This is a genomic window from Novosphingobium sp. HNCC26BN242 (genome assembly GCF_057180525.1).
Genome location: NZ_JBXUGM010000001.1, coordinates 1,234,920 through 1,261,305, shown reverse-complemented (window position 1 = coordinate 1,261,305; position 26,386 = coordinate 1,234,920). Strand labels below are relative to the sequence as shown.

Sequence of the window (26,386 nt, the reverse complement as noted above, 5' to 3'; positions counted from 1 at the left end):
GGCTGCTTATGCAACCACTCATGACCGAACTTGCCCCAAATATCGAGCTTGACGATTTCAACCCCGAAGTTGCCGAAGATTTCGATAGTCCTCATATCGAATATGCGCGTCTGAGGCGCGAATGCCCGGTGGCCCACACCAGCGGACTGGGCGGGTTTTGGGCGCTTACCCGCTATGAAGATGTAAAGCGGGCAGCATCAGATTCGGCCACGTTCATCACCTCAAAACAGAATGTCGTGCCCAAGATCGCCTATACCGGGCGCCGTCCGCCACTGCATCTCGATCCGCCCGAACACACGCCCTATCGCAAGGCGCTCAACCCGCTGCTGTCGCTTGATCGGGCCGAAATGTTCGCTGATCGCGCGCGCGAATTGACGCGCCGTCTGCTCGATCCGATGGTGGCCAAGGGCGGGGGCGATGTCTGCGTAGAACTATCCAGTTATCTGCCGGTCCACGTGTTCGGCGAATGGATGCGCATGCCCGAAGAGTGGCTGGATACGCTGCACGATGCCGGCCGCGCGTTCATCCTCGCGGTGCATTGCAACAATCCTGAAGTGATGAAGGAAACCTCGCTGCGGCTTTATGATATGGCCCGTGCGCTGATTGCGCTGCGTCATGAACATCCGCAGGACCCAGCGCTTGATCCCACCAGCGCGCTGATCGCGGCGCGGCATGAAGGAGAGCCGCTGCCCGATGAGCTGTTGGTAGGTACTGTGCGGCAGGTGCTGGTCGTTGGCATCGTCGCGCCGATGGTGATGATCGGCAATGTCTGCGTCCACCTTGCCCGCGACAAGGCTCTGCAACAGCAATTGCGCACCGACCCTTCGCTGATCCCAGCGGCTATCGAGGAATTCCTGCGGCTCTACACCCCCTATCGCGGCTTTGCGCGTACGGCGGTATGCCCGGTGGACATGGGCGGGCGCACTATCCCTGAAGGCGAGGCCATTGCGTTGATCTATGCCTCGGCCAACCGCGATGAAGACGTGTTTCCCGAACCGGACAAATTCATCCTGAACCGCCCAAACATCGGACAGCACTTGGCATTCGGGCGCGGGCCGCACAATTGCCCCGGCGTTCACCTTGGCCGCATGCAATTGCGCGTGATGCTGGAGGAAATTCTGGCAGCCACGCGTGAGTTCGATCTTGATGGCCCGGTCACGGTCAGCCGCTGGCCCGAAATTGGTGCGCTGTCAGTGCCGCTCAAGTTCGACTGAAGGCCAGCAAGCTGAGCGTCAACAAAGAGCGTTTGCATTCTACCGGGCCAAGGCGCTAGCCACATCGCCATGACAGGCCAATCCGCCGAACCCTTCGATGCCCTTGCCGGCAAGGCAGCCACGCTGGATGACGTGGCTGCCCGCGCCGGTGTATCCACCGCCACGGTCAGCCGCTTCATCAACAACCCGCAAGTCGTGGCCAAAGCCACGGCTGAGCGGATTCAGGAGGCGATTGCCGCCACCGGCTACATTCCCAATCTGCTGGCAGGCGGGCTTGCGTCGAGCAAGTCCAAGATGGTGGCGGTGCTGATTCCCTATCTGACCGATTCGATCTTCAACGATACGATGCAGACAATGGTGGAAGAGCTGTCCGCGGCGGGAACCACGGTCATGCTCGGCCTGACTGGCGTGTCAGAGGCGCGGACCGAAGACCTGATCCGCGCGGCCATCAGCCGCAGGGTCGATGCGATCATCTTTACCGGCCCCGTCACGCCAAATGTTGAAGGAATGATGCGGCGCAGCCCAGCGCTGTTCATCCAGGTATGGGACTTGCCCGAAAATCCCATCGGCATCGCCGTTGGCTTTTCACACCACGCAGCGGGGCGTGATATTGCCCGATTTCTGATGTCGCGCGGATACCGGCGGCCGCATGTGGTGACGGCGCAGGGTGCGCGGGCCAATATGCGCCGCGATGGGCTGGTGTCCGAATGGTTGGCCGGGGGCAACGCTGCGCCGACCGAGGCTAATGTCGAAGTGCCTTCGCGCTTTGGCCATGCACGGCGGATCTTTGCGGAAATCCGCAGGCTTGATCAGATGCCCGATGTGGTGGTCTGCGGGTCAGACTATCTGGCCCAGGGCGTAATCGTTGAAGCGCTGGCGGCGGGCTTGCGTGTGCCCGAAGATATTGCCGTGGTCGGCTTTGGCAACAGTTCCATCGCCGGTGAAATGCGCCCGACGATCACCTCGGTCGAGGTGGACGGTGCCCGCATCGCGCGTGAAGCGATTGCCGCCATCCGCAACCGCGCTGGCGCGGCGCTGCCGCAAGAACGCTGGATCGACGTTGGCTTTCGCCTTGTGGCGCGCGAAAGCGCCTGAACCGCGCGCGTGTGGCTGATGATGTTTAGAGCATCGCAAGACCTGCACTTTACAGCCCATAGCGCAACAGCATTCGGGTAAGAACAACGCATGAAGATTCTTTTGACAGGCGGCGCAGGATACATTGGCAGCCACGCCGCTGTTGCTCTTCTGGAAGCCGGGCACAGCGTTGTTTGCTTTGACAATTACGCCAACAGCAAGCCCGATATTGGCGCGCAGCTTGAACAGATCACCGGATCGCAGCCTATCCTGATCGAAGGCGATATTCGTGATCGTGCGGCGCTCGATGCGCTGTTTTCCGCTTATGCAATTGATGCGGTGATCCATTTTGCCGGGTTGAAAGCGGTAGGCGAGTCGGTGGCCAAGCCGCTGGATTATTACGAAAACAACGTCTGGGGCACGGCCTGCCTGTTGCAGGCCATGACAGCCGCCGGGGTGCGGCAGCTGGTTTTCTCCTCCAGCGCCACGGTCTACGGCTCACCCCAATATCTGCCGCTGGATGAAGCGCACCCGCGTTCTGCCACCAATCCCTATGGCCGAACCAAGCTGATCGTTGAGGAGATGCTGGAAGATCTGGCAGCCTCCGATCCTTCGTGGCGCATTGCCATCCTGCGCTATTTCAATCCGGTGGGTGCCCATGCCAGCGGGTTGATTGGTGAGGACCCGAACGGCATCCCCAACAACCTGATGCCGTTCGTGACGCGGGTGGCAGCAGGCAAGCTGGCGCAGCTCTCGGTATTTGGCGACGACTATGATACGCCGGATGGCACCGGAGTGCGGGATTACATTCACGTGGTCGATCTGGTCGAGGGCCATTTGGCGGCGCTGACTCGCATCGCCAGCGAAGACCAGCCCTTGTCGATCTGGAATCTTGGTACCGGCACCGGCTATTCAGTGCTCGATCTGGTCCGCACGTTCGAGGCGGTGAACGATGTGGCGGTGCCTTTCACCATTGCGCCCCGCCGCGCTGGCGATGTCGCAGCCTGCTTTGCCGCGCCAGACCGCGCGCGGGCAGAGTTAGGCTGGCAGGCGCAGCGCGATCTGGCCGAGATGTGTCGTTCGGCCTGGCAGTTTGAAGCGCTGGCGGCCAGGCGCAATTTCTGATGCACCCGCTTGCACTGATTGCAACTGTAACATCATTGTTCGCACTTGCGAGATCGGCCGGTGCAGCCCATTTGAGTGAGGCCTTTCAGGCATCCTCTCCCAAAACTTCCCAGGGCTGGCCAAGTGCCAGCCCTTTTTTTGTCCGGTCTCTTTACCGTGCCCTCTGTTTGCCCGGGGGTTGCGTGAGCATTTTGGGATCAGCAGACCAAATCGACGCATCGTGCAAAACAGGCCTTCACGATTTTCAAATTTTCATGAGTGAACTAGTTAGTTAATATCTTGCGTTGTCGGCAGACTTGACCGATGTTCACCTCCAGAACGGCCATGCACGTGCATCAAGGCCACGATCTGGGAGAGACTGTGATGAAGCCATCGCTGCGGTTCTGCTTGGCAGCCGTTTTTTTGAGCACGGCCGCGCAAGCAACTGCTGACAGCGCCGACCCTGCAGTACCCGTGGTGCAAACCGCAACAGGGCGCGTGGCTGGCAATGCCTTGCCATCAGGTGTTCAGGCATGGCTTGGTATTCCTTTTGCCAAACCCCCAGTGGGCGATCTGCGGTGGGCTGCGCCGCAGCCTGCGCAGTGGAGCGGCGTATTCCATGCCGATCGTAAAGGGCCAGCCTGCATCCAAGTGCTGCGCCCGCACGACATCAACCACTACTTTGGCGAAGAGGCGACCGGCGAGGACTGCCTGACCATGAACATCTGGGCGCCGCCCGGCGCAGCGGCCGGGGCAAAGCGTCCGGTCATCGTGTTCATCTATGGCGGTGGCTACACGATCGGATCATCGGGCATGGCCAACTATGATGGCGAAGCGATGGCCAAGGCCGGGGCGGTCTTCGTCAACTTCAACTATCGCGTTGGCGCGATGGGCTTTCTTGCTCATCCTGAATTAACGGCCGAGCAAGGCGGAGCATCAGGCAATTATGGGCTGATGGATCAGACCCTTGCGCTCAAATGGGTGCATGAAAACATCGCGGCGTTCGGCGGTGACCCCAACAAAGTGCTGATCATGGGCCAGTCTGCGGGGGCAAGTTCGGTAGCGGCGCAAGTGCAGTCTCCCGCCGCGAAAGGGCTGTTCCGCGCGGCTGTGATGTCAAGCGGGTGCAATCTGCGGGGCGTGAAGGCAACACTGCCCGATGCCGAAAAGGTCGGCCTGGCGCTGCAGGAGCGGCTTGGAGCACAGAACCTTGAAGCGCTGCGCAATGTTCCGGCTGATCGCATTCTTGCTGTGCAATCCGAAAGCCAGCTGGGCCTGACGGTTTCCGGCGTGCGCATTTCCGGGCCAATCGTGGATGGCCGCGTGCTGCCGCAACAAACTGCCGATGCGGTTGCTGCGGGCAACTTTGCCAAAGTGCCGATCATGGCAGGCTTTAACGAAGATGATATCGCCTTCGGGTTTGGCCCGCTCACCAGCGCAGCAACCGTCGCAGAGTATGAAGCCGCAGCGGCCCAATTGTTTGCCGCTGATACCGCGTCCTTTTTGAAGCTTTATCCGGCCAGAAACGATGCCGAAGTGCGCTCTGTGGCGCGCCGCGCCGCGCAGGATGCAGGCTTTGCCGCTTCGGCGCGGACTTGCGCCACCGATCTTGCGGCGCAAGGCGTTCCGGTGTGGATCAACGAATATGCGCGCAAGCATCCTTATGTGCCGGGCGTGAAACTGGCCGATCAGAACACCGCCACCATTGGTGCCTATCATACAGCGGACATGCCCTATTGGCTGGGCACGCAGGACAAATACAACATGTTCCGCCCCACGCGGACCTGGACGGCGTGGGATCGCACGCTTTCTACCCGTATGATGCTGGCGCTGATTGCCATGGCCGAAACCGGCAGCCCCGATACCCCCGCAATGCCGTGGAAGGCTTGGACGCCCAAGAATGACTCACTGCTTTGGCTGGGCGATGCGATTGAGGTGAAAAAGCTGAACGTGGCTGGCCAAACATGGCTTGCCGCGCATAAACCGGCAGCGGTCAATGCGCCGCGCCCCACCACGCCGCGCGATTGATCGCCATGAAGTATGCCATCGCATCGGTATCGCTCAGCGGCACACTGGAAGAGAAAATCCGCGCAGCCGCAGCTGCGGGGTTTGACGAGATCGAGATTTTCGATGTCGATTTCGTCGCCTCGCCGCTGTCCGCGCGCGATGTGCGGGCGCTCATTTCCGACCTTGGCCTCACCTGCAAACTCTATCAGCCGTTCCGCGATCTGGAAGGCATGCCCGATCCGCAGCGCATCCGGGCTTTCGATCGGCTGAAGCAGAAGTTCGATGTGATGGAAGAGCTGGGCTGCGACCGGTTGCTGCTATGCACCAACTGTTCGCCACTATCATCACCCGATCGTGCCCGCATCATCGCCGATCTGCGCGAAGCGGGCGAGCTTGCGCAGAGCCGGGGCCTGGTGATCGGTTATGAAGCGCTGGCTTGGGCCGCGCATATTCAGGACCACCGGGTAGCCTGGGACATCGTGCTACAGGTCGATCATCCCGGCGTCGGCATCCTGCTCGACAGCTTCCATTCGCTTTCGCGCGGCATTCCGGTAGAATCAATCCGTGCTATCGATCCGGCAAAGATCGTCTATGTGCAACTGGCTGATGCGCCGGTGCTGGATATGAACCGGTTGTACTGGAGCCGCCACTTTCGCAATCTTCCCGGGCAGGGCGGGTTCGATGTGGAAGGCTATGTTACCGAACTGATGCGCATCGGGTATGATGGTCCGATCAGTCTTGAGATATTCAACGATCGCTTCCGTTCCACGTCCGCCGCGCTGGTCGCGCGCGATGGTGTGCGCTCGCTTGATGCGTTGCGCGATTCCGCAGCGCGCAATCTGGGACATGAAACGACAATGCCGGCCAAGGCGCAGATAACCGGGCTGGAATTCGTTGAATTTGCGATCAGCCCGGAAGACCGCAGCGCGATGGAAGCCATGGCAAGGCGCATGGGCTTTGTTCCGGTCGGGCAGCACAAATCCAAGCAAGTGGAGCTATGGCGCAGCGGTGCGGCCAATCTTGTGTTCAATTTCGAAGATGCGGGATTTGCCCGCGCCTACCGGCTTACCCATGGCAGCGCGCTGTGCGCCATTGGACTTTCGGTGAAAGACAGCGTGGCTGCCATTCGCCGTGCACGAGCCTTGGGCGGCAACACCGAGTTGACTGACATCCCGACTATGCCCGCCATTCGCGGGGTAGGGGGCAGCCTTGTCTATCTGTTGGACGAAGGCAGTGCCGATACCATCTGGGCCAGCGAGTTCGATCTTGATCCGACAGCTGCGCCTGACCATGGCCTGATCGACGGCATCGATCACCTTGCCGTGGTGGTTCACAATGACGAGTTCCTGTCATGGCAACTTTATTGGCGTGCGCTGTTTGATGTGCAGGTGCAAGAAGCACAGGACGTGATCGATCCCAATGGGCTGGTCTACAGTCAGGCCATCCAGAACCGCCAAGGCACGTTCCGGCTGACCATGAATGCCACCGACGCGCGCGATGCGCTGACGTCCCGTTTTCTGAACCAGTCGTTCGGTGCAGGCTTTCAGCATATCGCGTTTCACGCGCCCGATATTGTCGCGCTGGCCAGCAAAGTTCAGGCAGACGGGCTGGAATGCCTGCCCATTCCGGCGAACTATCATGATGATGCAACAGCCCGGTTTGGCCTTGATCATGCGCAAAGTGCCACGATGCGCCAGCTGGATATTCTGGTGGACGAAGATGCCGCCGGGAATCGCTATCGCCAGTTTTACAGCCGCGCGTTCAATCGCAGCTTCTTCTTCGAGTTCGTTGAACGGACGGGATACGAAGGGTATGGTGCCCCCAACGCGCCGGTACGGCTGGCAGCGCAGTCGCGCTATCGCATCGATCCGCAGCCCTGAACCGCGCAAAAGCAGGCGCGCAACGGGCGGGCAGCTATTGCGCTGGTGGCAGGATTGGCCATAGAGGAGCCTTGATCTGATGAGGTGCGGCATTGGCCGAGGCAGAAACAAAAACCAGCAAGCGCGCACGCGAGGCAGCAGAAACACGAGACAACATTCTCGAGGTGGCTGCGCGCGAATTTGCCGACAAGGGTCTGGCTGGCGCGCGAATTGATGAAATTGCCGACAAGACAGCCTCGTCCAAGCGCATGATCTATTACTATTTCGGCGGTAAGGACGAACTGTATCGTGCCGTGCTGGAGCGCGCCTACGAACGCATCCGCGCGCAAGAGCAGGACGCTCATTTCGAAAACCTGCCGCCTGACGAAGCATTGCGCGCAATCATCGGGCACAACTTCGATTACCATTTCGAACATCCCGAATTTGTGCGACTGGTGATGAACGAAAACGTTCATCACGGCGAACATATCGCCCAGATTGCCAGCATGAAGGACCGCAATCGCACGGTCATTGAATCGCTCGGCGCGATTCTGCAAAAGGGTGAGGACGCAGGCGTGTTCCGCGGCGGGATCGATCCGGTCGATCTGCATTCCATGATCAGCGCGCTCAGCTTCTACAGCGTGTCGAACCGCCACACCTTCCTGCACAACTTCGGCGTGGACTTTGCCAATCCCGTGGTGCGCGCAAGACGGCGTGAAATGATCATGGCCTGCGTGCTGCGCTGGGTCATCAAGGGCTGATCGCTGCGGATTGCCCCCGATAATCCGACTGCCCGATAATTGGGGCGCCCTTATGGCAAGCGCACGCTTAACCGTTGCCCGCTCGCTTGCCTTGATGGCTCCGTTTGTGTACTAACCGGTTCACATAAAACGAGAGGGAGCCGCATATGCGATTGGCGATAAAGCGGGCTATCAGTGCTTCATTTCTGGGTATGGCCCTGCTGCCGACGATGGCCAGCGCACAGCGCACCTTTCCGGTCGCCGACCGTCCCTTGTCCGATGACATGGACCCCGGCACGATGAAGATCTGGCCCGGCGGAGTCACCTCGCAATCTGATGTCCGCTATGCCGCAGTGTCGGGCTACCGGCGGCTCACGCTCGATCTCTACATGCCGCCCAGTGCGGGTGAGCCAAAGCCGCTTATACTCTACGTTCACGGCGGTGGCTGGATGAACAGCGACAGCCGCCACATGGGTGCAGTTGCCGATCTGCCTGCCTTGTTTGCCCAGCTGGCGGGCGAAGGCTTTGTCGTCGCCTCGATCGAATACCGCCACGCAAAGGAAGCGCGTTTCCCGGCGCAAGCGCACGATGTGCGCGCCGCCTTGCGCTTCCTCAAAGAAAACGCTGCAAAGTTCGGCATCGATCCTGCCCGCACAGGCATCATGGGCGGATCGGCTGGCGCACATCTGGCGGGTCTTGCGGCGCTGTCTTGTGGGGACAAGAGCCTTGATCCCGCCGATACCAAAGCGCCGGATGGCAGCGAATGTGTGCAGGCCTTTGTCGGCTGGTACGGCGTCTATGATGCAACTGCGCTGGCCGCAGAACGCCCCACCGGGCGCGATGGCGGGATCGAGGCTTTGCTGGGCTGCCAAGGCGTGTGCCCTGCAGACAAGTTGGCAATGGTCAGCCCGGTAACCTATCTCGATCGGCGCGATCCGCCCACGCTGCTGATCCACGGCACCGAAGACAAGGTCGTGCCGATCTCGCAATCCCGCCTGCTTGAAGCGCGGATGAAAGCCGCAGGTGTGGCTGTCCAGTCGATCTATATTCCCGCTGTCGATCACAGCTTTATCGGCAATACGCCTGCCGAAACCCGTTCAGCAACGCTGCAGGCGGTAAATGCCAGTTTTGATTTCTTTCATGAAAAGCTGGACCGCAAGAAGTGAAGCCCATTCTTTCAGCCATGCTGTTTGCACTGAGTGCCGCCTTGTTTGCGCAGTCCGGTGCGGCTTCCACCGATGCAGCGCAAGAAGCCTCAGCCCCGCCGCCACCGCTTGATCCGGCGCAGGTCCTTGCCGCCTTTACCCCCGGGACTGGGCGTGAAGTGACCGCCGCAGCCTGTGGCGCGTGCCACTCACCATCAATCATCACCGGCAAGAAACTGGATGCCGATGCCTGGGCGCAACTGGTCGATCAGATGATTGGCCGGGGGGCACCGGTTGATGACAAGGATTACGACACAATCGTCGATTACCTTGCCGCCAACTACGGCCCTGCCAAGACCTGAGGCACTACTGCTTCGCCGGGATCGGATGCGGGCGCGGGGCTTGCCCGCCACCAATGGCCCACTTGATCGCCTCCAGCGTCATGGTGCGCACGCGCGGATCGTCCCAAGATGCGTCGGTGTGGCCCAGCCCTGAATAGAACACGCGGCCTGCGCCATAGGGCTTGATCCACGCCACCGGAAAATCTCCGTCCGTGCGGTGAACCATGGGCGCTTTCAGATCGACGCTCGACGTGTCGATCCTCGCCAGCACGTCCACCTTGTCGCGTGAATAGGGGGCAAGGCGCATCTGATAATGCTCGTCGCGGAAGGTCATGCCCGTCTTCCAGCCCTTCATTGCGGGAAAATCGGGCCGCTCCACGATCACTTTGGCGTCAGCGATCATCCACGGGTGGTTATCGAATACGCCTCCCAGCATCTCGCCATATTCGGGCCAGCCATAGGCGGTGGCCGTAGCCGTGTGGATGCCGATGAAGCCTTTGCCGTCCTTTGCGATGAAATCAAGCAGGTCCTGCTTCTGCCCCGCCGTCATGGTCGTTTCGCCATTGGTGTAGAACAGCACGGCATCGAAATAGTCGAGGTTTTTGCCACGCGCCTGGCTGCGGCCGCCCTTGGCATAGTTGCCTTGGCCCCACGTCTCCCCCTTGGTCACCCAATCGGTATCGGTGCGGATGAAGGCCACATAGGCTCCCGATTGCCGCCCAAGCTGTTCGATCACCGACGCGGCATGGCTGACTGCCATGTGCGCCGATTGGTTGCCGGTCGATAAGTCCGCCACGATCAGCAGTTTCTTTTTGCCCGCATATTGATCGCCATAGCCCGGCGGCGGTTTGCGTTCGGGCGCAGGCTTTGTGGGGGCTGTCGTTGTGGGCGCTGTTTGGCCCATCAGAATACCGGCCAAGGCCAGCGTGCAGAAGGTGCGGCGGATCATCGGCGGTTCTCCGGCAGGGCAAAGGCGGTGATCGTGTCAGACGCCAGTGGGCTATCCAGAAACGATCCGCCGGTAGCGGTTATGGCTACCATCTGGCGGCCTTCGGCGTTGGCATAAGTCATCGGCGTGGCGTGGGCGGCCGCATCCAGCTTCGTCTCCCACAGCAGCTTGCCGCTGGCCGTTTCATAAGCGCGAAAGCGTGCATCGTCGGTCGCGCCGATGAACGTCAGGCCAGTGGCCGTGGTGATGGCCCCGCCGATGTTGGGGCGCCCGGTCAGCCGCTTGTCTTCTGGCAATTCGTCGGTCACGCCCAACGGCACCTGCCATTTGATCGCGCCTGTCGAAACATCGACCGCGCTCAACCGGCCCCACGGCGGGGCCTGGCACATCAGCCGCGTTCCCTCCAGCTTGAACCGCCCACTCACCGGCCCGCGTTCATAAGGCAGCGGGCCTTTCGATGGCACCAGCGCGGTCACTTGCCCCAGATCACTGGTGTTCACCAGCAACAGCCCGCGCGCAGGATCAAAGGTTGCACCGCCCCAGTTGGACCCGCCCTGAAGGCCGGGGAACGAGATCGTTACCTCGTTGAACCCCACCGGCACATACAGCGCGCCCGGCTTCATATCGTGCTTCGCAATCCAATCGGTGCAGCCCTTGCGCAATTCGGGCGTCAGATCGGCAATGTCACTCATCGCAAAGGCTGTGCGCACCAGTGGCGGCGTGGCCTGCGGCATCGGCTGCGTGGGTGCGGCTTGCTCACCCGGAACGTTGCTGGCCGCAACCGGCACTTCGGCCACCGGCAACAGCGGCTTGCCGGTCACCCGGTCCAGCACGAACAGCAATCCGTTCTTGGAAACGATAGCCACCGCTGGGCGCTTGCGGCCATTCTTGCCCTTCCAGTCAAACAGAAGCGGCGGGGCTTGCAGGTCGTTGTCCCAGATATCGTGATGCACCACCTGGAAATGCCACAGATACTTGCCGGTGCGCGCATCAGCCGCCACCAGCGAGGTGCCATACAGATTGTCGCCCTTGCGATCCCCGCCGTACCGATCAAACGCGGGCGCGCCGAAGGGCATGTAGACGATGCCGCGCGCCTGATCGACGGTCAGGAACCCCCACGCATTTACGCCTGAACGCCGCTCGGCACTACCCGCCTGCCAGGTGTCGTATCCCCGCTCACCCTTGCGCGGCACCGAATGGAACGTCCACACCAGTTTGCCGGTGCGCACGTCCCACGCCCGCACGTCTCCGGCGGCGCCTTGTGGCGGAAACTCCTGCACGGCAGATCCGGTAATCACCAGATTTCCATGGACAATCGGCGGGCTGGTCATGCCATAAAATCGCGCTGCGGCCCCCTGCATCACTTCCGGCGTTTTCATGTCCACCACGCCGCCTGTACCAAACCCTGCGGCATAGGCACCGGTGGCGGCATCAAGCGCAATCAACCGCCCATCGCGCGTGCCAAACACGATGCGTGGGGCCAGCTTGCCATCACCGGGCCAATATTCCACGCCGCGCAGGCTGGGCTGGCCAGGGCCGGGAATGGCCGTTGCCCACAGTTCCTTGCCCGTGGCCGGATCCAGCGCCGCCACCCGGCCATAAGGCGTGGTGACAAACATGCGCCCGTCCACCACCAGCGGCGTCACCTGCGATCCGGCAAAGCGGCTGCGGCGGGCCGCTGGCGATATGGCAGGTGCGCCACCTGCGCTTGCGCCCACACCCTCGGCCGCCCGCTGCGCCTCAACGTTCGCGTCGGCAGGTGCAGCAACCGGCGGCGTTTCAGGCTTCATGTGATAAACCCAAGCAGGCTTCAGCTCTGCCACGTTGGCAGGCGTGATCTGCTGCAAAGGCGAATGGCGCTGCCCGCCCTTGTCATGGCCATAAGTGCGCCAATCGCCATCCGGCGCGGCCATCGCGCTGCCCGATAGCAACGCGCCCGAAAGCGCTGCGAGGCCAAGAATCAGCCGACGTGGCGGCATTTAGAGTCTCCCAACTTAATTTTATGGACTAGTTCGTTCATAACGGTTTGCTTGGCAAGAACCTTTCGCTACAAGGTGTTCAAACAGGCGCATATGAACGCAGCAAACAACCGCCGCAGGCTTCTTGGGGGAGCGATGAGCAAGACGATACTGGTCCTGAACGGGCCGAACCTTAACCTGCTGGGCGAACGCGAACCTGCGATCTACGGCCACGATACGCTGGCCGATGTCGAAGCGATGTGCCGTTCGGTGGCAGACCCTGCTGGCTACGCCATCGATTTCCGGCAGACCAATGCCGAACACGAAATGGTCGATTGGGTGCAGGCCGGGCGCAAAGGCTTTGCCGGTATCGTGATCAATCCTGCGGCCTTCACTTATGCCGCTTATCCGGTGCTCGATGCGATCAAACTGGTCGATTGCCCGGTGGTCGAAGTGCATATCTCGAACATCCATCGGCGCGAGGCTGAATGGCGCTCGAAGTCGATCATGACGCAAGTGGTCACCGGGATCATCTCCGGCCTTGGCGTTCACGGCTATCCGCTGGCCGTGCAACACCTGATCTGGCGAATCGAGCGCAGCGCATGAAGCCGACCCGCGCCCGCTTCGGCATCCTCATGCTGATCAGCATTGCCACGCTGATCAATTACCTCGACCGGTCGGTGATGGGGGTGGCCAAGCCTGAACTGGTGGCCGAACTCAAAATCTCGCCCGAAGTGATGGGCCTGATCTTTTCAGCCTTTTCATGGACATATGCGCTGGCGCAAATCCCCGGCGGCTTTGTGATCGACAAGCTTGGCACGCGGCTCACTTATGCGCTCTCGCTTGGCCTGTGGTCGCTAGCCACCATGGTTCACGGCTTCATGACCAGCGTGGCGGGCCTCGTTTCGGCACGGCTTGCCCTAGGCGTTGCCGAGGCGCCTTGTTTTCCCGCCAACAGCCGCGTCCTGTCCACATGGTTTCCACAGCAGGAACGCGCCAAGGCCACCGGCGTCTACACTGTAGGAGAATACATCGGCCTTGGCTTCCTGATCCCGGTACTGGCGTGGATCATGGCGACATTCGGCTGGCGTTCGTTGTTCTGGATCGTGGGTGGGCTGGGTGTTGTCTTCGCCTTCGTGTTCCATGCGCTCTACCGCGAACCCAATGAAAGCTCCAAAGCCAATCAGGCCGAACGCGATTTGATAACCGCAGGCGGCGGGTTTTCATCGGGCACGCCAAGCCTTCCGTTCTCATGGTCGCGCGTCCGCCGTCTGGTCACCACACGGCAGATCGCAGGCGCGTCCATCGGACAGTTTTGCAGCAATTCCACGCTCGTGTTCTTCCTCACATGGTTTCCCAGCTATCTGGCCGAAGAGCGTGGCATGGATTTCATCAAATCCGGCTTCATGGTGTCGCTGCCCTATTTGGCCGCCTCGGTCGGCGTGATGATCGGCGGCATCGGATCGGACTGGCTGATAAAGCGCACAGGCTCTGCCAGCATCGGGCGCAAGGTGCCGATCATTGCGGGGCTGCTGCTGTGCGCATCGATGATTTCGGCCAACTTCCTTGAAAGCAACGCGGCGGTAATCGCGGTCATGTCGCTTGCCTTTTTCGGGCAGGGGCTTGCGGGCCTCGGCTGGACGCTCCTGTCCGATGTTGCGCCCAAGGAAATGATGGGGCTGACCGGGGGTCTGTTCAATTTCTTCACCAACCTTGCCGGCATCATCACTCCGCTGGTGGTGGGCTTTGTAGTCGGCGCAACCGGCAGTTTCTACGGCGCGCTGGCCTATATCGGGGCCTTGGGGCTCGTTGGAGCGCTGGCCTATCTGCTCCTGCTTGGCCCGGTAGAGCGCGTGACCATCGACTGACCGGGAACTGGCGACTGACCGGGAACTGGCGACTGACCGGGAACCGGCGACTGACCGGGAACCGGCGACTGGCCCGAACCCGGTATACCGCCTCGCGGCGTGATGCCTCGGAAGCCACACATTGATCGTTGACATGAACTAACTAGTTCACATAATTATCGCTAACAAGGGAGTCGCGTTTTCCCGGCGCGGCACACCCATCGAATGAAACAGGGAGGGGATATACATGACCAAGTACCGCCTCGCGGCATGCAGTTCTGCGCTTGCACTCTCGCTCAGCATCACCACCGCAGCATTCGCGCAATCAGCCGCGCCGCAATCTGCTCAGACGGATGACAGCGATCCAACCAACGAAGAAATCATCGTCACCGGCTCCAGCATCAAGGGTGTGGCCCCGGTAGGATCAAACCTGATCAGCGTCAGCCGTGATTCGATCGAAAAAACCAATGCCCAGTCGGTGCAACAAATTCTGCGTTCGGTTCCGGCCGTCGTCGGCCTGGGCAGCGCAGGGCAGGGCTCGTTCGGCTCGGCCAGCGCCTCGGGTACCAACGCGCCGACCATTCACGGCCTTGGCGCATCGGCCTCGAACTCGACGCTGAACATCGTCGATGGCCATCGCATCCCGCTTTCGGGCGTGAACCATGCACTGGGCGATCCCAACATGGTCCCGGCCAACATGATCGAACGCGTTGAAGTTCTGCCAGAAGGCGCATCGTCGGTCTATGGTTCCGATGCTGTGGCGGGCGTGATCAACTTCATCACCCGCCGCAAGTTCGATGGCGTGCAGGTAAACGGCCAGCTCGGCTTTGGCGATGAATATCGCACCAAACAGCTTGGCGTGGTGGCTGGACACAGCTGGGAATCTGGCTGGCTGACCGCCGGTTACAACTATTCCGATCGTGATGCCCTGCGCGTGGCAGACCGCGATTTCATGGCAGCCGACCATCGCCAGCACGCGATCAACGCCGGCCTTGATCTGTCAACGGCGACAGCCCAAAACCGCGCCAACCTTGCCTCGTTCAACTGCGATCCTGCATCGGTCCAACCCGGCGGCACTACCACGATCTTCCGCTTCAACCCGGCAACCGGCACTTATGGCAATCCGGTTTCGAATGCTCAGGCCAACGCGTTTTGCGACATCAACCAGAACATTGATCAAATCCCGCGCGAACGCCGCCACAACCTGATGATCAAAGCCGAGCAGGAAGTGGGCGACAGCCTGAAGATCAATGCCGACGTGCTCTATTCAAACCGCAACAACCTTCAGCGCGTGTCGCGCGGCACGGCGGGCACGGGCGGCGGTGCTGTTCTTGCCACGGTATTCGGCCCCGGCACCACTACGGTCGGCGCTGGCCAGATCAACCCGTTCTACACCGCCATGCCGGGTCAGACATCGACCACGCAGCAAGTGCGTTTTTCGGGCGATGAACTGTTCGGTCCTGGTGCCAAGGTGGAATCGGGCGAAGAACACTATTTCTTCAACGCCACAGCCGAATACAAACTGTCGGATTCGTGGAGCGTGACGGCCGGTGCCACTGTCGGCTCATCAAACAGCTTCGTGCGCGATACTGGCCGCCTCAATACTTCGGCGGCCCTGCTGGCGCTTAACGGCACCACCAACCAATCGGGCAGCCTGACAACGCTGTCGGTGCCATCAACCGGCCTGATCGTTACGCAACTTCCGCTGACCGCTGCCAATGCGCTCGACGTGTGGAACATCGGTGCGACCAATCGCACGTCGGCCGCTGTGCGCGCACGGCTGACCGATACCACAACTTATCGCCTGACACGGCAGAGTCTGCAGAATTACCGCCTGCAATTGGGCGGTGATCTGTTCAATCTGCCCGGCGGCACGGCCAAGGTGGCAATGGGTGGTGAATACATCGCCTACACGATCCGCCAGAACGTGTCTCAGCCGCTTGGTATCGGCCCAGCCAGCACTGGCTCGTCCACGATCAACCTTGATTATGATCGCAACGTAAAGGCCGCCTATGCCGAAATCCTGCTGCCGCTGGTTTCGCCCGACATGGACGTGCCACTAGTCCATTCGTTTGACGTGAACTTTGCCGGGCGCGTCGATGATTACTCTGACTTCGGATCAACCACCAATCCCAAGATCGCCGCAAACTGGGAAGTTATCGAAGGCCTGAAGATTCGCGGCAACTGGTCCAAATCGTTTGTGGCCCCGGCCCTTACCAGCTTTGGCGCAGACGGGCGCGGGACGACAGCGGAAACCAGCATCGCTGGCGGGCCGACCAATCTGGCCGTGCCGATTGCGGCCTATCCGGGTGTGGTCAACATTCCCGGCGTTTCGTGCACCACCACTACCTGCACCATCGGCACGCCGACCATCCAGGGCCTCCAGATCAATGGCGGCAACAATGAACTGGTCCCGCAGCGCGGCACAAGCTGGTCGTTCGGGGTTGATTTCACACCCACTTTTGTGCCCGGCTTGCGGCTTTCGGCCACCTTCTGGCACAACGAGTTCACCGGCGGCGTAACCGCGCCGCTGGCTGGTTCGGCCGTGAACATTGCAGGCCTGCAAAACCTGCTCACCGTCTTCCCAACAGGAGCAACCCAGACCCAGATCACCAACATCGTCGGCAACCGCCCGCTGACCACGGCGATCCCGAACACAACCTACTTCGTTTATGACTTCCGCCAGCGCAACGTGCTGAACCTTGAAGTGGAAGGCATTGATGCCGATGCACGCTACAGCCGCAGCACCGATTGGGGCAGTTTCACGCTGGGCGCAGCGATGTCGCTCAAAACGAAGTTCGATCAGAACTTTGGTGGCGGCCCGACCTTCTCGGTACTGAACACCACCGGTTTCAACGGCACGTTCCCGTCGGTCCGGCTTGATCTGCGCGGCGATGTCGGGGTCACTTATGGTCCGGTTTCGGCCACGGTCTTCGTCAACCACACTGGTGGCTACAGGAACTGGTCTGCCAATTCCATCAACCCGGTCGTCTCGGTCGGCGGCGTCCCCACCGGGGCTGGTGGCGATCCGGTCAAGGCGTTGACGACAGTGGACTTCAACCTTTCATGGGATCTGCCCATTTCTGCTGCGGAATCGCAGGTCTATCTCGATGTGCAGAACCTGTTCAACACCAAGCCTCCATTCTACAATTCGGTGCAGGGCTTTGATACCTTTGCCGGCAACCCCCTGCTGCGCGTGGTATCGGTGGGCTTCCGCACCAAGATCTGACATTTCACCCATCATGCCCCCGGCCTGATGCCGGGGGCATCCTGCCAAGTTGGACGGACTGCACAATTGACCTCGGCTTTACGTTCCAAACCCATCCGCGCCGGCCGCATTCTGGCTGGGTTGCTTGGCCGGGGCATCCTTGAATCCCGTACCCCTTGGCTGCAAGAGCAGGAGGCGCGGGCGCACGGGTTGAACATGGTCTATTCGTTGTTCGATTTCACAGATCGCGGATGGGCTGACAGGGAACTGGAAGCTGTGGTAGCTTGCGCTCAGCGCCTTGGTTTTGCCGGGCTGAACGTCACTTTTCCGTTCAAACAGGCGGTCATCCCCTTGCTGGATGGCCTGTCACAAGCTGCGGCCAGCATCGGGGCGGTCAACACCATCGCCTTTGTCGATGGCAAACGCATTGGCCACAACACCGATGTGACCGGCTTTGCCACAGGCTTCCGCCTTGGCTTTGACAATGCAAAGCCAGGCAAAGTTCTGCAACTTGGCTGCGGCGGCGCGGGATCGGCCACTGCCCATGCGTTGCTGGGCCTGCTGGACGCAGAACAACTGGTGCTGTTTGATCCTGATCCCGCACGGGTCGAAGCCCTGCGCGCACCGCTTGCCAAACTCTATGGCCCTGATCGGCTCATGATCACGGATGATCCCGTAACAGCCGCGCGTGATGTCGATGGCCTGCTGAACGCAAGTCCGGTTGGCATGACCAAGCTGCCCGGAATGCCGCTTCTTGCCAGTGCCATCGCGACGCATCACTGGGTCGCCGACATCATCTATTTCCCCATTGAAACCGCATTTCTTGCCGAAGCCCGGCGCAAGAGCTGCCGCACACTTGATGGCAGCGGCATGGCGGTTCATCAGGCCATTGATGCCTTTGCCATTTTCACCGGGCTGACGCCCGATCCTGAACGAATGCGGGCAAGCTTTTTTGCGTTCGATCACAAATCTGATAGCGCATCGGCATAAGTTTCGGCACCCGCACTGGCTTTGCCAATGCGGGCAGCGTTCTTGAAAAGTCACAGGATGGAGCGTTTCGACACGCTATGGCTCCGCGCCCGCCATGCTATTCCATGCGGGGTCGTGCCTGGCTTAAAACTTACATAATCATTATTATCAATTCTGATGCCAACACTCGGGTGGATTCTATCTGGAAGTGCGAATCTTGAGGGTTTCCGGGCACTTTGTGCCCCACTCAAAAGGACGCGCAATGGCTCATAACTACCGGCATCTCAGTCTCGAAGAGCGTGACACGATCATGCGCATGCGCGATCGTCGTATACCTGTTGGCCGGATCGCGGCCGAACTCCGGCGGCATCCATCGACAATCTATCGCGAACTGCGGCGCAATTTTTTCTATGATGAGGATGCCTGGTTTCGTGGTTATTTCGGTCGTGTCGCACATCGGAAAGCTGCTTCGCGCCGGGTTTGTGGCGGCAAGGTCAACCGTGATCGTGAGCTTGCCGCGCGCATCGTGGAGCATCTTCAGCAATGTTGGTCACCAGAGCAAATTGCTGGCCGCTTAAGGCTCGATGAGGCCAATCCCATTACTGTCTGCCACGAGACGATCTACCAGTTTGTATACGGCACAGAAGGTCGTCAGTTAGGCCTCTGGAGCCACCTGCCGCGCCAGCGGAAGACGCGGCGCCAGCGCTATGCGCGCAAACCGCGAGGCCTGAATATCCCGTTGGCAAACACCATCGCAGAACGTCCCAAAGAGATTGCCGAACGCAAGCAGTTTGGTCACTGGGAGGGCGATCTCATTGCTTTCAGGAAAGAATTTGGAAAATCCAATCTTACCTCGTTGGTCGAACGGCGCAGCCGATATATCGTGCTCACGCGCAACCCCAGTCGCCATTCGATCGGTGTCATGGCGGGGATTGAACACCACCTTGGCCCCCTTCCCCCGACCCTTCGGCAAAGCATTACGTTCGACCGCGGCACCGAGTTTGCGGCATTCGCTACACTCAAGACAAAACTCGGCATGACGAGTTATTTCTGCAAGCCATCAGCGCCCTGGCAGAAGGGAAGCGTGGAGAACAGCAATGGTCGCATCCGCCGCTTTCTGTCGCTCGATACTGACATTGCCGCACTGCCCGATTCTGATCTGGCAGCTATCATCCAGAGGCTGAACAACACGCCGCGCAAGTGCCTCGGATTCCGAACACCAACCGAGGTCATTGGAGAACAAATCGCAGCCCACATAGCGACTTGAATTTTGTTGCCGGGGGTGGGGCTCGCCCCACCCCCGGCAAAACGCTACACTCTCACCGGCAGTTCGCACTTCAAATAGAAATCACATACGAGCGTTGACTGCGAGGCCCCCCTTCTAACTGGATGGATCACTGCGATGGCAACGGCACCTGTCCCCAATCTTTCCCGGCTTCTGGCGATCATGGCACGGCTACGTGATCCTGAACGGGGTTGCGAATGGGATTGTGCGCAGACGTTTGCGACCATTGCGCCTTATACGATCGAAGAAGCCTATGAGGTCGACGACGCGATTGCGCGCGATGACATGGCGGGATTGAAGGAAGAGCTTGGCGATCTGCTACTGCAAGTGGCGTTCCATGCACGCTTGGCCGAAGAGCTTGGGCTGTTTTCGTTCGACGATGTGGCCGCGACAATCTCTGACAAGATGGAGGCCCGCCATCCGCATGTCTTCGGCGATGAAGCGGACGAAGGACAATCGCGCGAGGACCGCTGGGAAAGCGCCAAGTCTGCCGAACGGGCCGCGAAAGGCGCGCAAAGTGCCTTGGATGGCGTAGCACTGGCTCTGCCAGCTTTGATGCGGGCTGAAAAGCTGCAGAAGCGCGCGGCGCGTCAGGGCTTTGATTGGCCCGGTGTAGAGGGTGCGACTGACAAAGTTATCGAGGAAATTGAGGAGCTTCGAGAGGCTTCTTCAGACGCCGAACGCATTGACGAAGCGGGCGATCTGCTGTTTGCGACGGTGAATGTTGTGCGCAAGTACGGCGTGGCACCCGAAGACGCGCTGCGTGCAGCAAATGCGAAATTCGAGCGGCGTTTCAAAGGCATGGAGGCGCTGGCCGAGGGCCGCTTTGCCACGCTCCGGCTCGATGAGCAGGAAGCGCTGTGGCAAGCGGTTAAGCGGTCAGAGCGCTAAATCGGCCCAATTCGCGCGGCGTCAGGCGGACTTTGATGCGCATCGCGGGTTCGTTTTCGGTGTCAGCCACCTGATCTTCTTCGATGATATCGCCGTGGGCGTGAAGCCAGGCGAGGCGCTGACCGTCAGACAGCGGCACGGTGAGTTCGAGCGTTTGTGCGCCGCCGGTCAGCATCAGGCCAAGGTGGTGAAGCAGGGTGTCAACGCCCTCACCCGTCAGCGCCGATACCGGCACGACGGGAATTTCGGCCACTTTTGCGGCGATAATGTCGTGCCGCATGTCCTGCTCTTCTGGTGTGAGCAGGTCCCACTTGTTCCATGCCTCGATGACGGGGACGACTGGTCCCCCTTCCCCGTTGACGCCCAGATCGGCAAGGATCTGTTCGACTTCAGCCTTCTGTTCAGCCGTTGCGGGGTTGGCGACATCGCGGACGTGGACGATTACATCGGCGGCGGTCACTTCTTCGAGCGTGGCGCGGAAAGCGGCAACAAGCTGCGTCGGCAGTTCCGAGATGAAACCGACGGTATCGGACAGGATCGCCTTGTCCACGCCGGGCAAGCGGATCGCGCGCATAGTGGGATCGAGCGTGGCAAAGAGCAGGTCTTCCGCCATGACGTCAGCCCCGGTCAGGCGGTTGAAAAGCGTGGATTTTCCGGCGTTGGTATAGCCGACCAGCGCAATCACCGGCCATGGCGCGCGCTGGCGGCGTTCGCGGTGGAGGCCGCGCGTGCGGCGCACCTGTTCGAGTTCCTTACGCAAGCGCGACATGCGCGTGCGGATCTGGCGGCGGTCCGCCTCGATCTGGGTTTCACCGGGACCGCCAAGGAAGCCGAAGCCGCCGCGCTGGCGTTCCAAGTGAGTCCATGACCGGACGAGGCGCCCTGCCTGATAATCGAGATGGGCCAATTCGACCTGCAACCGGCCTTCGGCTGTGGCGGCGCGTTCTCCGAAGATTTCGAGAATCAGGCCGGTTCGGTCGATGACCTTGCGCTTGAGCTTGTCTTCCAGATTGCGCTGCTGGATGGCCGACAACGCGCCATCGATGATGACAAGTTCGGCATCGGACTGGTTGCAGGCAACAGCGATACGCTCAACCTGTCCTTCCCCGAACAGGGTGGACGGGCGCACCGCGCGGATCGGCAGGATGAAAGCATCGACCACTTCGATGCCGATGGCGCGGGCAAGGCCCTGCCCCTCTTCAAGCCGTGTTTCTGCGTCTGCGCCGAGGCCCCCTCCCCGCTGTTTGATATCGGGGAGGACAACGACGGCGCGCGCGCCACGGGTGACTTCACCGGCTATCTCGCCGGTATTGTTGCCAAATTCAAACGTGCTCAGGAATCCTCGCCATCCCAGTCGCCGGTGAGATCAACGTGACCGGCAGGCTGTATTGTTGAAACGGCATGCTTGTAGGCGAGCTGAACATAGCCTTCACGCTCAAGCAGCATGCAGAAAAGATCGTAGGAAGCGACGCGGCCCTGAAGCATCACGCCGTTGACCAGGAACATCGTGACCTGCACGGCGGCATCGCGCACGCTGGACAGGAACACTTCCTGCAGCAGACGCGCCTTCTTGCCGTTTTCCTCACCGCCGGACTGGAAGTGGGCCACCGAAAGCTGCACGCCGGGCATGATCGTGGAGATCGCGTGCTTGTAGACCAGCTGTGACTGGCCATCGCGGCGCAGCAGGATCGAGAAATTATCGAACCAAGTGACGATGCCTTGCAGCTTTACGCCTTTCACGAGGAACATCGTGACCGGAATTTTGTTTTTGCGCAGGTGGTTGAGGAACAGATCCTGGAGGTTCTGCCCTTTTCCGCCGCTGGGACCCGTTACGGGTGCTGGTGCCGGTGCTTCTGCAGCGGGGGCCGGTTCAGCTTTGAGCCGAGGGCGGGCGGTGAGCGTTTTACCGGTCATTTCTTGTGACTCCGTTTTCTATTGGCTTGGCCCCTTTAACGAGGCTTCGCGATCTGGCCTTCGTGCGCAAACACTCTGGCCGGGTTCGTCTTGAAGTTTACGCATCTGCTTCAGCCCCGTAAACACGGGAATTGCCACATGGTTCCGCCTTAATGCGTATTCACAGCGCGAAATGCAAGATCAGTCCTCGTCCTCTTCATCCTTGCGGTCGGCCATGCCGAGCAGCTTGAGTTTGCGGTGAAGTGCCGAGCGTTCCATGCCGATGAAGCTGGCGGTTTTGGAGATATTGCCGGAGAAACGGCGGATCTGAACCTTCAGATATTCACGCTCAAAGTTTTCGCGCGCCTCACGCAAGGGCACGCCCATCAGAGTGGAGCCACCCGATTCGCCGCCGATAGGGGTGGCGACGATTTCGGATGGCAGCATATCGGCGTCGATCCGGGCCAGACGATCGCGCGGTGCGAGAATCACTGTGCGTTCAACGACATTGCGCAACTGGCGCACGTTACCAGGCCAATCATAGCTTTGCAGCGCGGCCATGGCTTCGGGCGATACGGCAGGCGGGATTACGCCCTGTTCGCTGGCGTGGCGGGTGAAAAAGTGATCGACCAGTGCGGGAATATCATCGCGCCGCTCCATCAGCGAGGGAATGGCAACGGGCACGACATTTAACCGGTAATAAAGGTCTTCACGGAAGCGGCGTTCGGCGATTTCCTTTTCCAGCGGGCGTGATGAGGACGAGACGACCCGCACATCCACACGCAACTGGCGGTGACCGCCGACACGCGCGAAGGACTGTTCGGTCAGGACCCGCAGGATGCGTGCCTGGCTGGACGGTGGCATGTCCGAAACTTCATCTAGGAACAGTGTCCCGCCATCGGCCATTTCGAGCAGGCCGGTGCGCACCAGCTTGCCGTCCACTTCTTCGCCGAACAGTTCCTGTTCGAAGCGTTCGGGGGTGATGCGGGCGGAGTTTACCGTGACAAAGGCGTTTTGCGCGCGCGGGCTCCACGAATGAAGCAGGCGGGCGGCCACTTCCTTGCCCGAGCCGGCCGGGCCGGTGATCAGGAGGCGGCTGCCGGTGCTGGCCACACGCTTCAAGGTGGCGCGGACCTGGTTGATGGCAGAGCTGTTGCCGGTGAATTCCTCTGCCATCGCAAAGCCTTGGCGCAAGCGCTGGTTTTCGCGGCGCAGGCGTTCGGTTTCGGTTGCACGTTCGACCAGCAGCAGCAGGCGTTCAGCCTCGAACGGCTTTTCGAGGAAGTCCATCGCGCCGCGGCTGATGGCCGAGACGGCGGTATCGATGTTGCCGTGGCCCGAGAAAATGATCACCGGCAGTTCCGGCTCGCGCTTCTTGATCTCGTCCAGCACTTCGAGCCCGTCCATCGGGCTGCCGTGGAGCCAGACATCGAGCAGCACGAGGCTGGGGCGGCGTTCGTCGATAGCGGCAAGGGCCGAAGTGCTGTCTGCCGCGAGGCGGCAGCCGTAGCCTTCGTCGGAAAGCACACCTGCGACCAGTTCGCGGATATCGCGTTCGTCGTCCACGATGAGGATGTCGAGTGCCATGGTGGGGTCCTGTCAGTCCTGTTCGGCGTAAGCGGGGGAAGTGGAAAGCGGTTCGCGGGCAAAGCGCATCGTCACGCGGGTGCCGCCGCCGGGTTCGGGCATGAAGGCCATTTCGCCGCCGTGCTCTTCGACGATCTTGTGAACGATGGCCAGGCCAAGGCCGGTGCCCTTTTCGCGCGTGGTCATATAGGGTTCGAGAATGCGGTCACGTTCGGCAGGAAGGCCGATGCCGTTGTCGGTGACGCTGACGGTGATGGTCTGGTGGTCGCCCGCCAGCGTGACGGCGATGCGCCCGCGATAGTCAACGTCTTCATTTTTTGAACGGGATTCAATGGCTTCTACTGCATTTTTCAGAACATTTGTCATCACCTGGCCGAATTGGTGGCGATCGCACTGGATGGGCATGTGCGGTTCATCGCAAGCGAAGCTGAAATCGATCAGGGCGTGGGCGACCTCCTGCAGGAACAACGACTGACGCACGAGATCGCTGGCGTCCTCTGCGCGGAACACCGGTTTGGGGAGGCGGGCGAAGGAGGAGAATTCATCGACCATCTTGCGCAAGTCTCCCACCTGACGGATGATCGTGGCGGTCAATTCCTCGAAGAGTTCGGGATCGTTTTCAATCTGGCGGCCATAGCGACGGCGCAGGCGTTCTGTTGCTAGCTGGATTGGCGTGAGCGGGTTCTTGATTTCATGCGCGATGCGCCGGGCGACATCGGACCACGCGGCGCGGCGCTGATCGAGCAGCTGGCGGGTAATGTCTTCAAAGGTGATGACATGGCCGTTGCTGTCTTCGGCCACGCGCACGGCCAACGTGCGCAAGTCTCCATCGAAAGGATGCTGAATCACGTGGCTGGGCTGGCCTGAGGTGACCAGTTGCGCAAAGATCGGCGACAGATCAGCCAGCGGTCGGCCAATTGGGCTAAGCGCGTCATGCGGCACCAGCACGCGCAGGGCGGACGAATTGATCAGTTGCACCGTGCCATCGCGCCCGATCGACAAGATGCCCGCGGTGATTGATTCGAGCACAGCCTCGATAAAGGCGCGGCGCACTTCGAGCTGGGCGTTGGCGGTGACGAGGGCTTGGGTCTGGCCTTCAAGCTGCTGGGTCATGCGGTTGAAGGCGCGGGCGAGCATGCCGACTTCGTCGGTGCCGCTACTTTGCACGACGCGCATCGCAAAGTTGCCGCTGCCGATGGTGCGCGCGGCGGAGACGAGTTCTACCAGCGGGGCAACCTGTCGGTCAGCAAAGCGCAATGCTGCCCAGACGGCCACGGCCACGAGCGCAAGGCTGACGCCGAATAACAGAAGATTGAAGCGCAGTTGGAGCGCTCTGGCCCGCGTGGTCAGCATGTCGTAGGATTTGAGAACGGTCTGCGCGCGCTCCCACTGTTCGAGCGCCAGCGCGTTGGAAGTGCGGGCTGCGTAGAGGTAGATACCGCGCTGCTTGTCCACCGGGGTGATCGCCTCGATCCGTTCGGCAGACGCATTGACCACCACCATTTCACCGGAATCGAGGCGCTTCAGGTCTTGGTTGGTGACGCGTTGCTGCCGTTCGGACTTTTCGGGATCGACGATGGCGGCGGTGCGCAGCGAGCCATCTGGCATGCGCTCCAGAATGGCGCTTTCGTTCATTTTGCGGCCGAGGACTTGATAGGAATAGCCTTCGGCAAATTCGGTTGAGGTGATCGGGGCCTGGTCGAGATAGTCGCGAATGTCTCCCGCCATTGCGATGGTTTCGTTGCCGACATCGCGCAGTTTGTCTTCGTAATAGCCGCGCGCCAATTGGTTGGCATTTTCGAGCATGCCGCGCGAATTGTCAGAGAACCAGAATTCGACGCCGGACTGGAACAGCAGCGAGGCAAAGACGACGACCAGCAGGGTCGGGATGGCGGCGATTAGCGAGAACAGCCAGACGAGGCGGACGTGGAGCCTGCCGCTTGAGCCCAGCACGCTGGAGGCGGCGCGGCGGATGGCCAAGCGGCGCCCCGCTAGCACCAACAGCGCCATGGCCGGAACCAGTGTTCCGATCAGCAGGCTGGAAGTTAGCCGGGACGGCAATATCTGGCCCTGCGAACTCCCCCCAGTCAGCGTTAGCCAACTGACCGAGAGCATGAGGACAAGGATGGTTGATGCGGCAATTTCGAGCAGAAAGAACACATTGGCACGGCGCAAGCCAAGGAGCATGCGGCGATACCAACGCGGCATTCGGCGAACAGAGACTTTGCCGACGTGTTGCATAGTGGCTAAGTAACAACACCCCTGTTGCATAAATGCAAGAGGAAACCGACGGGCGATGGTTCAGACTGGACGAA

20 protein-coding genes are annotated in these 26,386 nt (G+C 60.6%); 14 read left to right on the top strand and 6 right to left on the bottom strand.

Features of this window, described 5'->3' with window-relative positions:
• Positions 1 to 20 precede the first annotated feature (20 nt).
• The 8 genes from AC2A1F_RS05955 (at position 21) to AC2A1F_RS05920 (ending at position 9,505) form a co-directional block, all read left to right on the top strand.
• Positions 21 to 1,214 (top strand): cytochrome P450, encoded by a 1,194-nt coding sequence (locus AC2A1F_RS05955; protein WP_484207814.1) that lies wholly within the window; start codon positions 21 to 23, stop codon positions 1,212 to 1,214.
• A 69-nt stretch (positions 1,215 to 1,283) separates the two neighbouring features.
• The gene (locus AC2A1F_RS05950; RefSeq protein WP_484207813.1) at positions 1,284 to 2,309 is read left to right on the top strand and encodes a LacI family DNA-binding transcriptional regulator; all 1,026 of its coding nucleotides are present in this window, start codon (positions 1,284 to 1,286) and stop codon (positions 2,307 to 2,309) included.
• A gap of 90 nt (positions 2,310 to 2,399) precedes the next feature.
• Complete coding sequence (gene galE / locus AC2A1F_RS05945) at positions 2,400 to 3,413, top strand: UDP-glucose 4-epimerase GalE (RefSeq protein ID WP_484207812.1); 1,014 nt, start codon at positions 2,400 to 2,402, stop codon at positions 3,411 to 3,413.
• Between the two features lie 303 nt (positions 3,414 to 3,716).
• A complete protein-coding gene (locus tag AC2A1F_RS05940) occupies positions 3,717 to 5,420 on the top strand; it encodes a carboxylesterase/lipase family protein (protein WP_484207811.1) in 1,704 nt (567 codons plus the stop codon).
• 5 nt (positions 5,421 to 5,425) lie between these two features.
• A complete protein-coding gene (locus AC2A1F_RS05935) occupies positions 5,426 to 7,279 on the top strand; it encodes a bifunctional sugar phosphate isomerase/epimerase/4-hydroxyphenylpyruvate dioxygenase family protein (protein ID WP_484207810.1) in 1,854 nt (617 codons plus the stop codon).
• A gap of 92 nt (positions 7,280 to 7,371) precedes the next feature.
• A complete protein-coding gene (locus AC2A1F_RS05930; protein WP_484207809.1) occupies positions 7,372 to 8,019 on the top strand; it encodes a TetR/AcrR family transcriptional regulator in 648 nt (215 codons plus the stop codon).
• Positions 8,020 to 8,165: 146 nt separating this feature from the next.
• On the top strand, positions 8,166 to 9,164 hold the full coding sequence (locus AC2A1F_RS05925) for an alpha/beta hydrolase fold domain-containing protein (RefSeq protein ID WP_484207808.1): 999 nt from the start codon (positions 8,166 to 8,168) through the stop codon (positions 9,162 to 9,164).
• Positions 9,161 to 9,505: a c-type cytochrome gene (locus AC2A1F_RS05920; RefSeq protein ID WP_484207807.1), complete on the top strand. Its 345-nt coding sequence runs from the start codon at positions 9,161 to 9,163 to the stop codon at positions 9,503 to 9,505. Before AC2A1F_RS05925 ends, AC2A1F_RS05920 begins: the two co-directional genes overlap by 4 nt.
• Positions 9,506 to 9,509: 4 nt before the next feature.
• Here the strand turns inward: AC2A1F_RS05920 and AC2A1F_RS05915 are convergent, their stop codons facing one another.
• Positions 9,510 to 10,433, bottom strand: a complete 924-nt coding sequence (locus tag AC2A1F_RS05915) for a ThuA domain-containing protein (RefSeq protein ID WP_484207806.1) — start codon at positions 10,431 to 10,433, stop codon at positions 9,510 to 9,512.
• Positions 10,430 to 12,412, bottom strand: a complete 1,983-nt coding sequence (locus tag AC2A1F_RS05910) for a pyrroloquinoline quinone-dependent dehydrogenase (protein ID WP_484207805.1) — start codon at positions 12,410 to 12,412, stop codon at positions 10,430 to 10,432. The genes AC2A1F_RS05915 and AC2A1F_RS05910 overlap by 4 nt, the downstream gene beginning before the upstream one ends.
• 135 nt (positions 12,413 to 12,547) lie before the next feature.
• Here AC2A1F_RS05910 and AC2A1F_RS05905 point away from each other — a divergent pair, with 135 nt between their 5' ends.
• From AC2A1F_RS05905 to mazG, 6 genes are all read left to right on the top strand, one after another.
• The gene (locus tag AC2A1F_RS05905; protein WP_484207804.1) at positions 12,548 to 12,997 is read left to right on the top strand and encodes a type II 3-dehydroquinate dehydratase; all 450 of its coding nucleotides are present in this window, start codon (positions 12,548 to 12,550) and stop codon (positions 12,995 to 12,997) included.
• The gene (locus AC2A1F_RS05900) at positions 12,994 to 14,259 is read left to right on the top strand and encodes an MFS transporter (RefSeq protein WP_484207803.1); all 1,266 of its coding nucleotides are present in this window, start codon (positions 12,994 to 12,996) and stop codon (positions 14,257 to 14,259) included. Before AC2A1F_RS05905 ends, AC2A1F_RS05900 begins: the two co-directional genes overlap by 4 nt.
• A 226-nt stretch (positions 14,260 to 14,485) precedes the next feature.
• Positions 14,486 to 17,467 (top strand): TonB-dependent receptor plug domain-containing protein, encoded by a 2,982-nt coding sequence (locus tag AC2A1F_RS05895; RefSeq protein ID WP_484207802.1) that lies wholly within the window; start codon positions 14,486 to 14,488, stop codon positions 17,465 to 17,467.
• Between the two features lie 66 nt (positions 17,468 to 17,533).
• Positions 17,534 to 18,436, top strand: a complete 903-nt coding sequence (locus AC2A1F_RS05890; protein ID WP_484207801.1) for a shikimate dehydrogenase — start codon at positions 17,534 to 17,536, stop codon at positions 18,434 to 18,436.
• A 241-nt stretch (positions 18,437 to 18,677) separates the two neighbouring features.
• Complete coding sequence (locus AC2A1F_RS05885) at positions 18,678 to 19,682, top strand: IS30 family transposase (RefSeq protein WP_484207800.1); 1,005 nt, start codon at positions 18,678 to 18,680, stop codon at positions 19,680 to 19,682.
• 135 nt (positions 19,683 to 19,817) lie between these two features.
• Entirely contained in the window at positions 19,818 to 20,591 is a 774-nt protein-coding gene (gene mazG / locus AC2A1F_RS05880; protein ID WP_484207799.1) for a nucleoside triphosphate pyrophosphohydrolase, read from the top strand.
• On the opposite strand, the gene hflX is transcribed toward mazG, so the two are convergent.
• The 4 genes from hflX to AC2A1F_RS05860 all read right to left on the bottom strand — a co-directional run bounded on the left by hflX (position 20,572) and on the right by AC2A1F_RS05860 (position 26,279).
• Positions 20,572 to 21,927, bottom strand: coding sequence for a GTPase HflX (gene hflX / locus AC2A1F_RS05875; RefSeq protein ID WP_484208180.1), 1,356 nt, complete (start codon positions 21,925 to 21,927; stop codon positions 20,572 to 20,574). The two genes, mazG and hflX, sit on opposite strands and share 20 nt — an antisense overlap.
• Positions 21,924 to 22,505 (bottom strand): RNA chaperone Hfq, encoded by a 582-nt coding sequence (gene hfq / locus AC2A1F_RS05870; protein ID WP_484207798.1) that lies wholly within the window; start codon positions 22,503 to 22,505, stop codon positions 21,924 to 21,926. Before hfq ends, hflX begins: the two co-directional genes overlap by 4 nt.
• Positions 22,506 to 22,685: 180 nt before the next feature.
• Positions 22,686 to 24,071, bottom strand: a complete 1,386-nt coding sequence (ntrX, locus tag AC2A1F_RS05865) for a nitrogen assimilation response regulator NtrX (protein WP_484207797.1) — start codon at positions 24,069 to 24,071, stop codon at positions 22,686 to 22,688.
• Between the two features lie 12 nt (positions 24,072 to 24,083).
• Complete coding sequence (locus tag AC2A1F_RS05860) at positions 24,084 to 26,279, bottom strand: sensor histidine kinase (RefSeq protein WP_484207796.1); 2,196 nt, start codon at positions 26,277 to 26,279, stop codon at positions 24,084 to 24,086.
• Positions 26,280 to 26,386 lie beyond the last annotated feature (107 nt).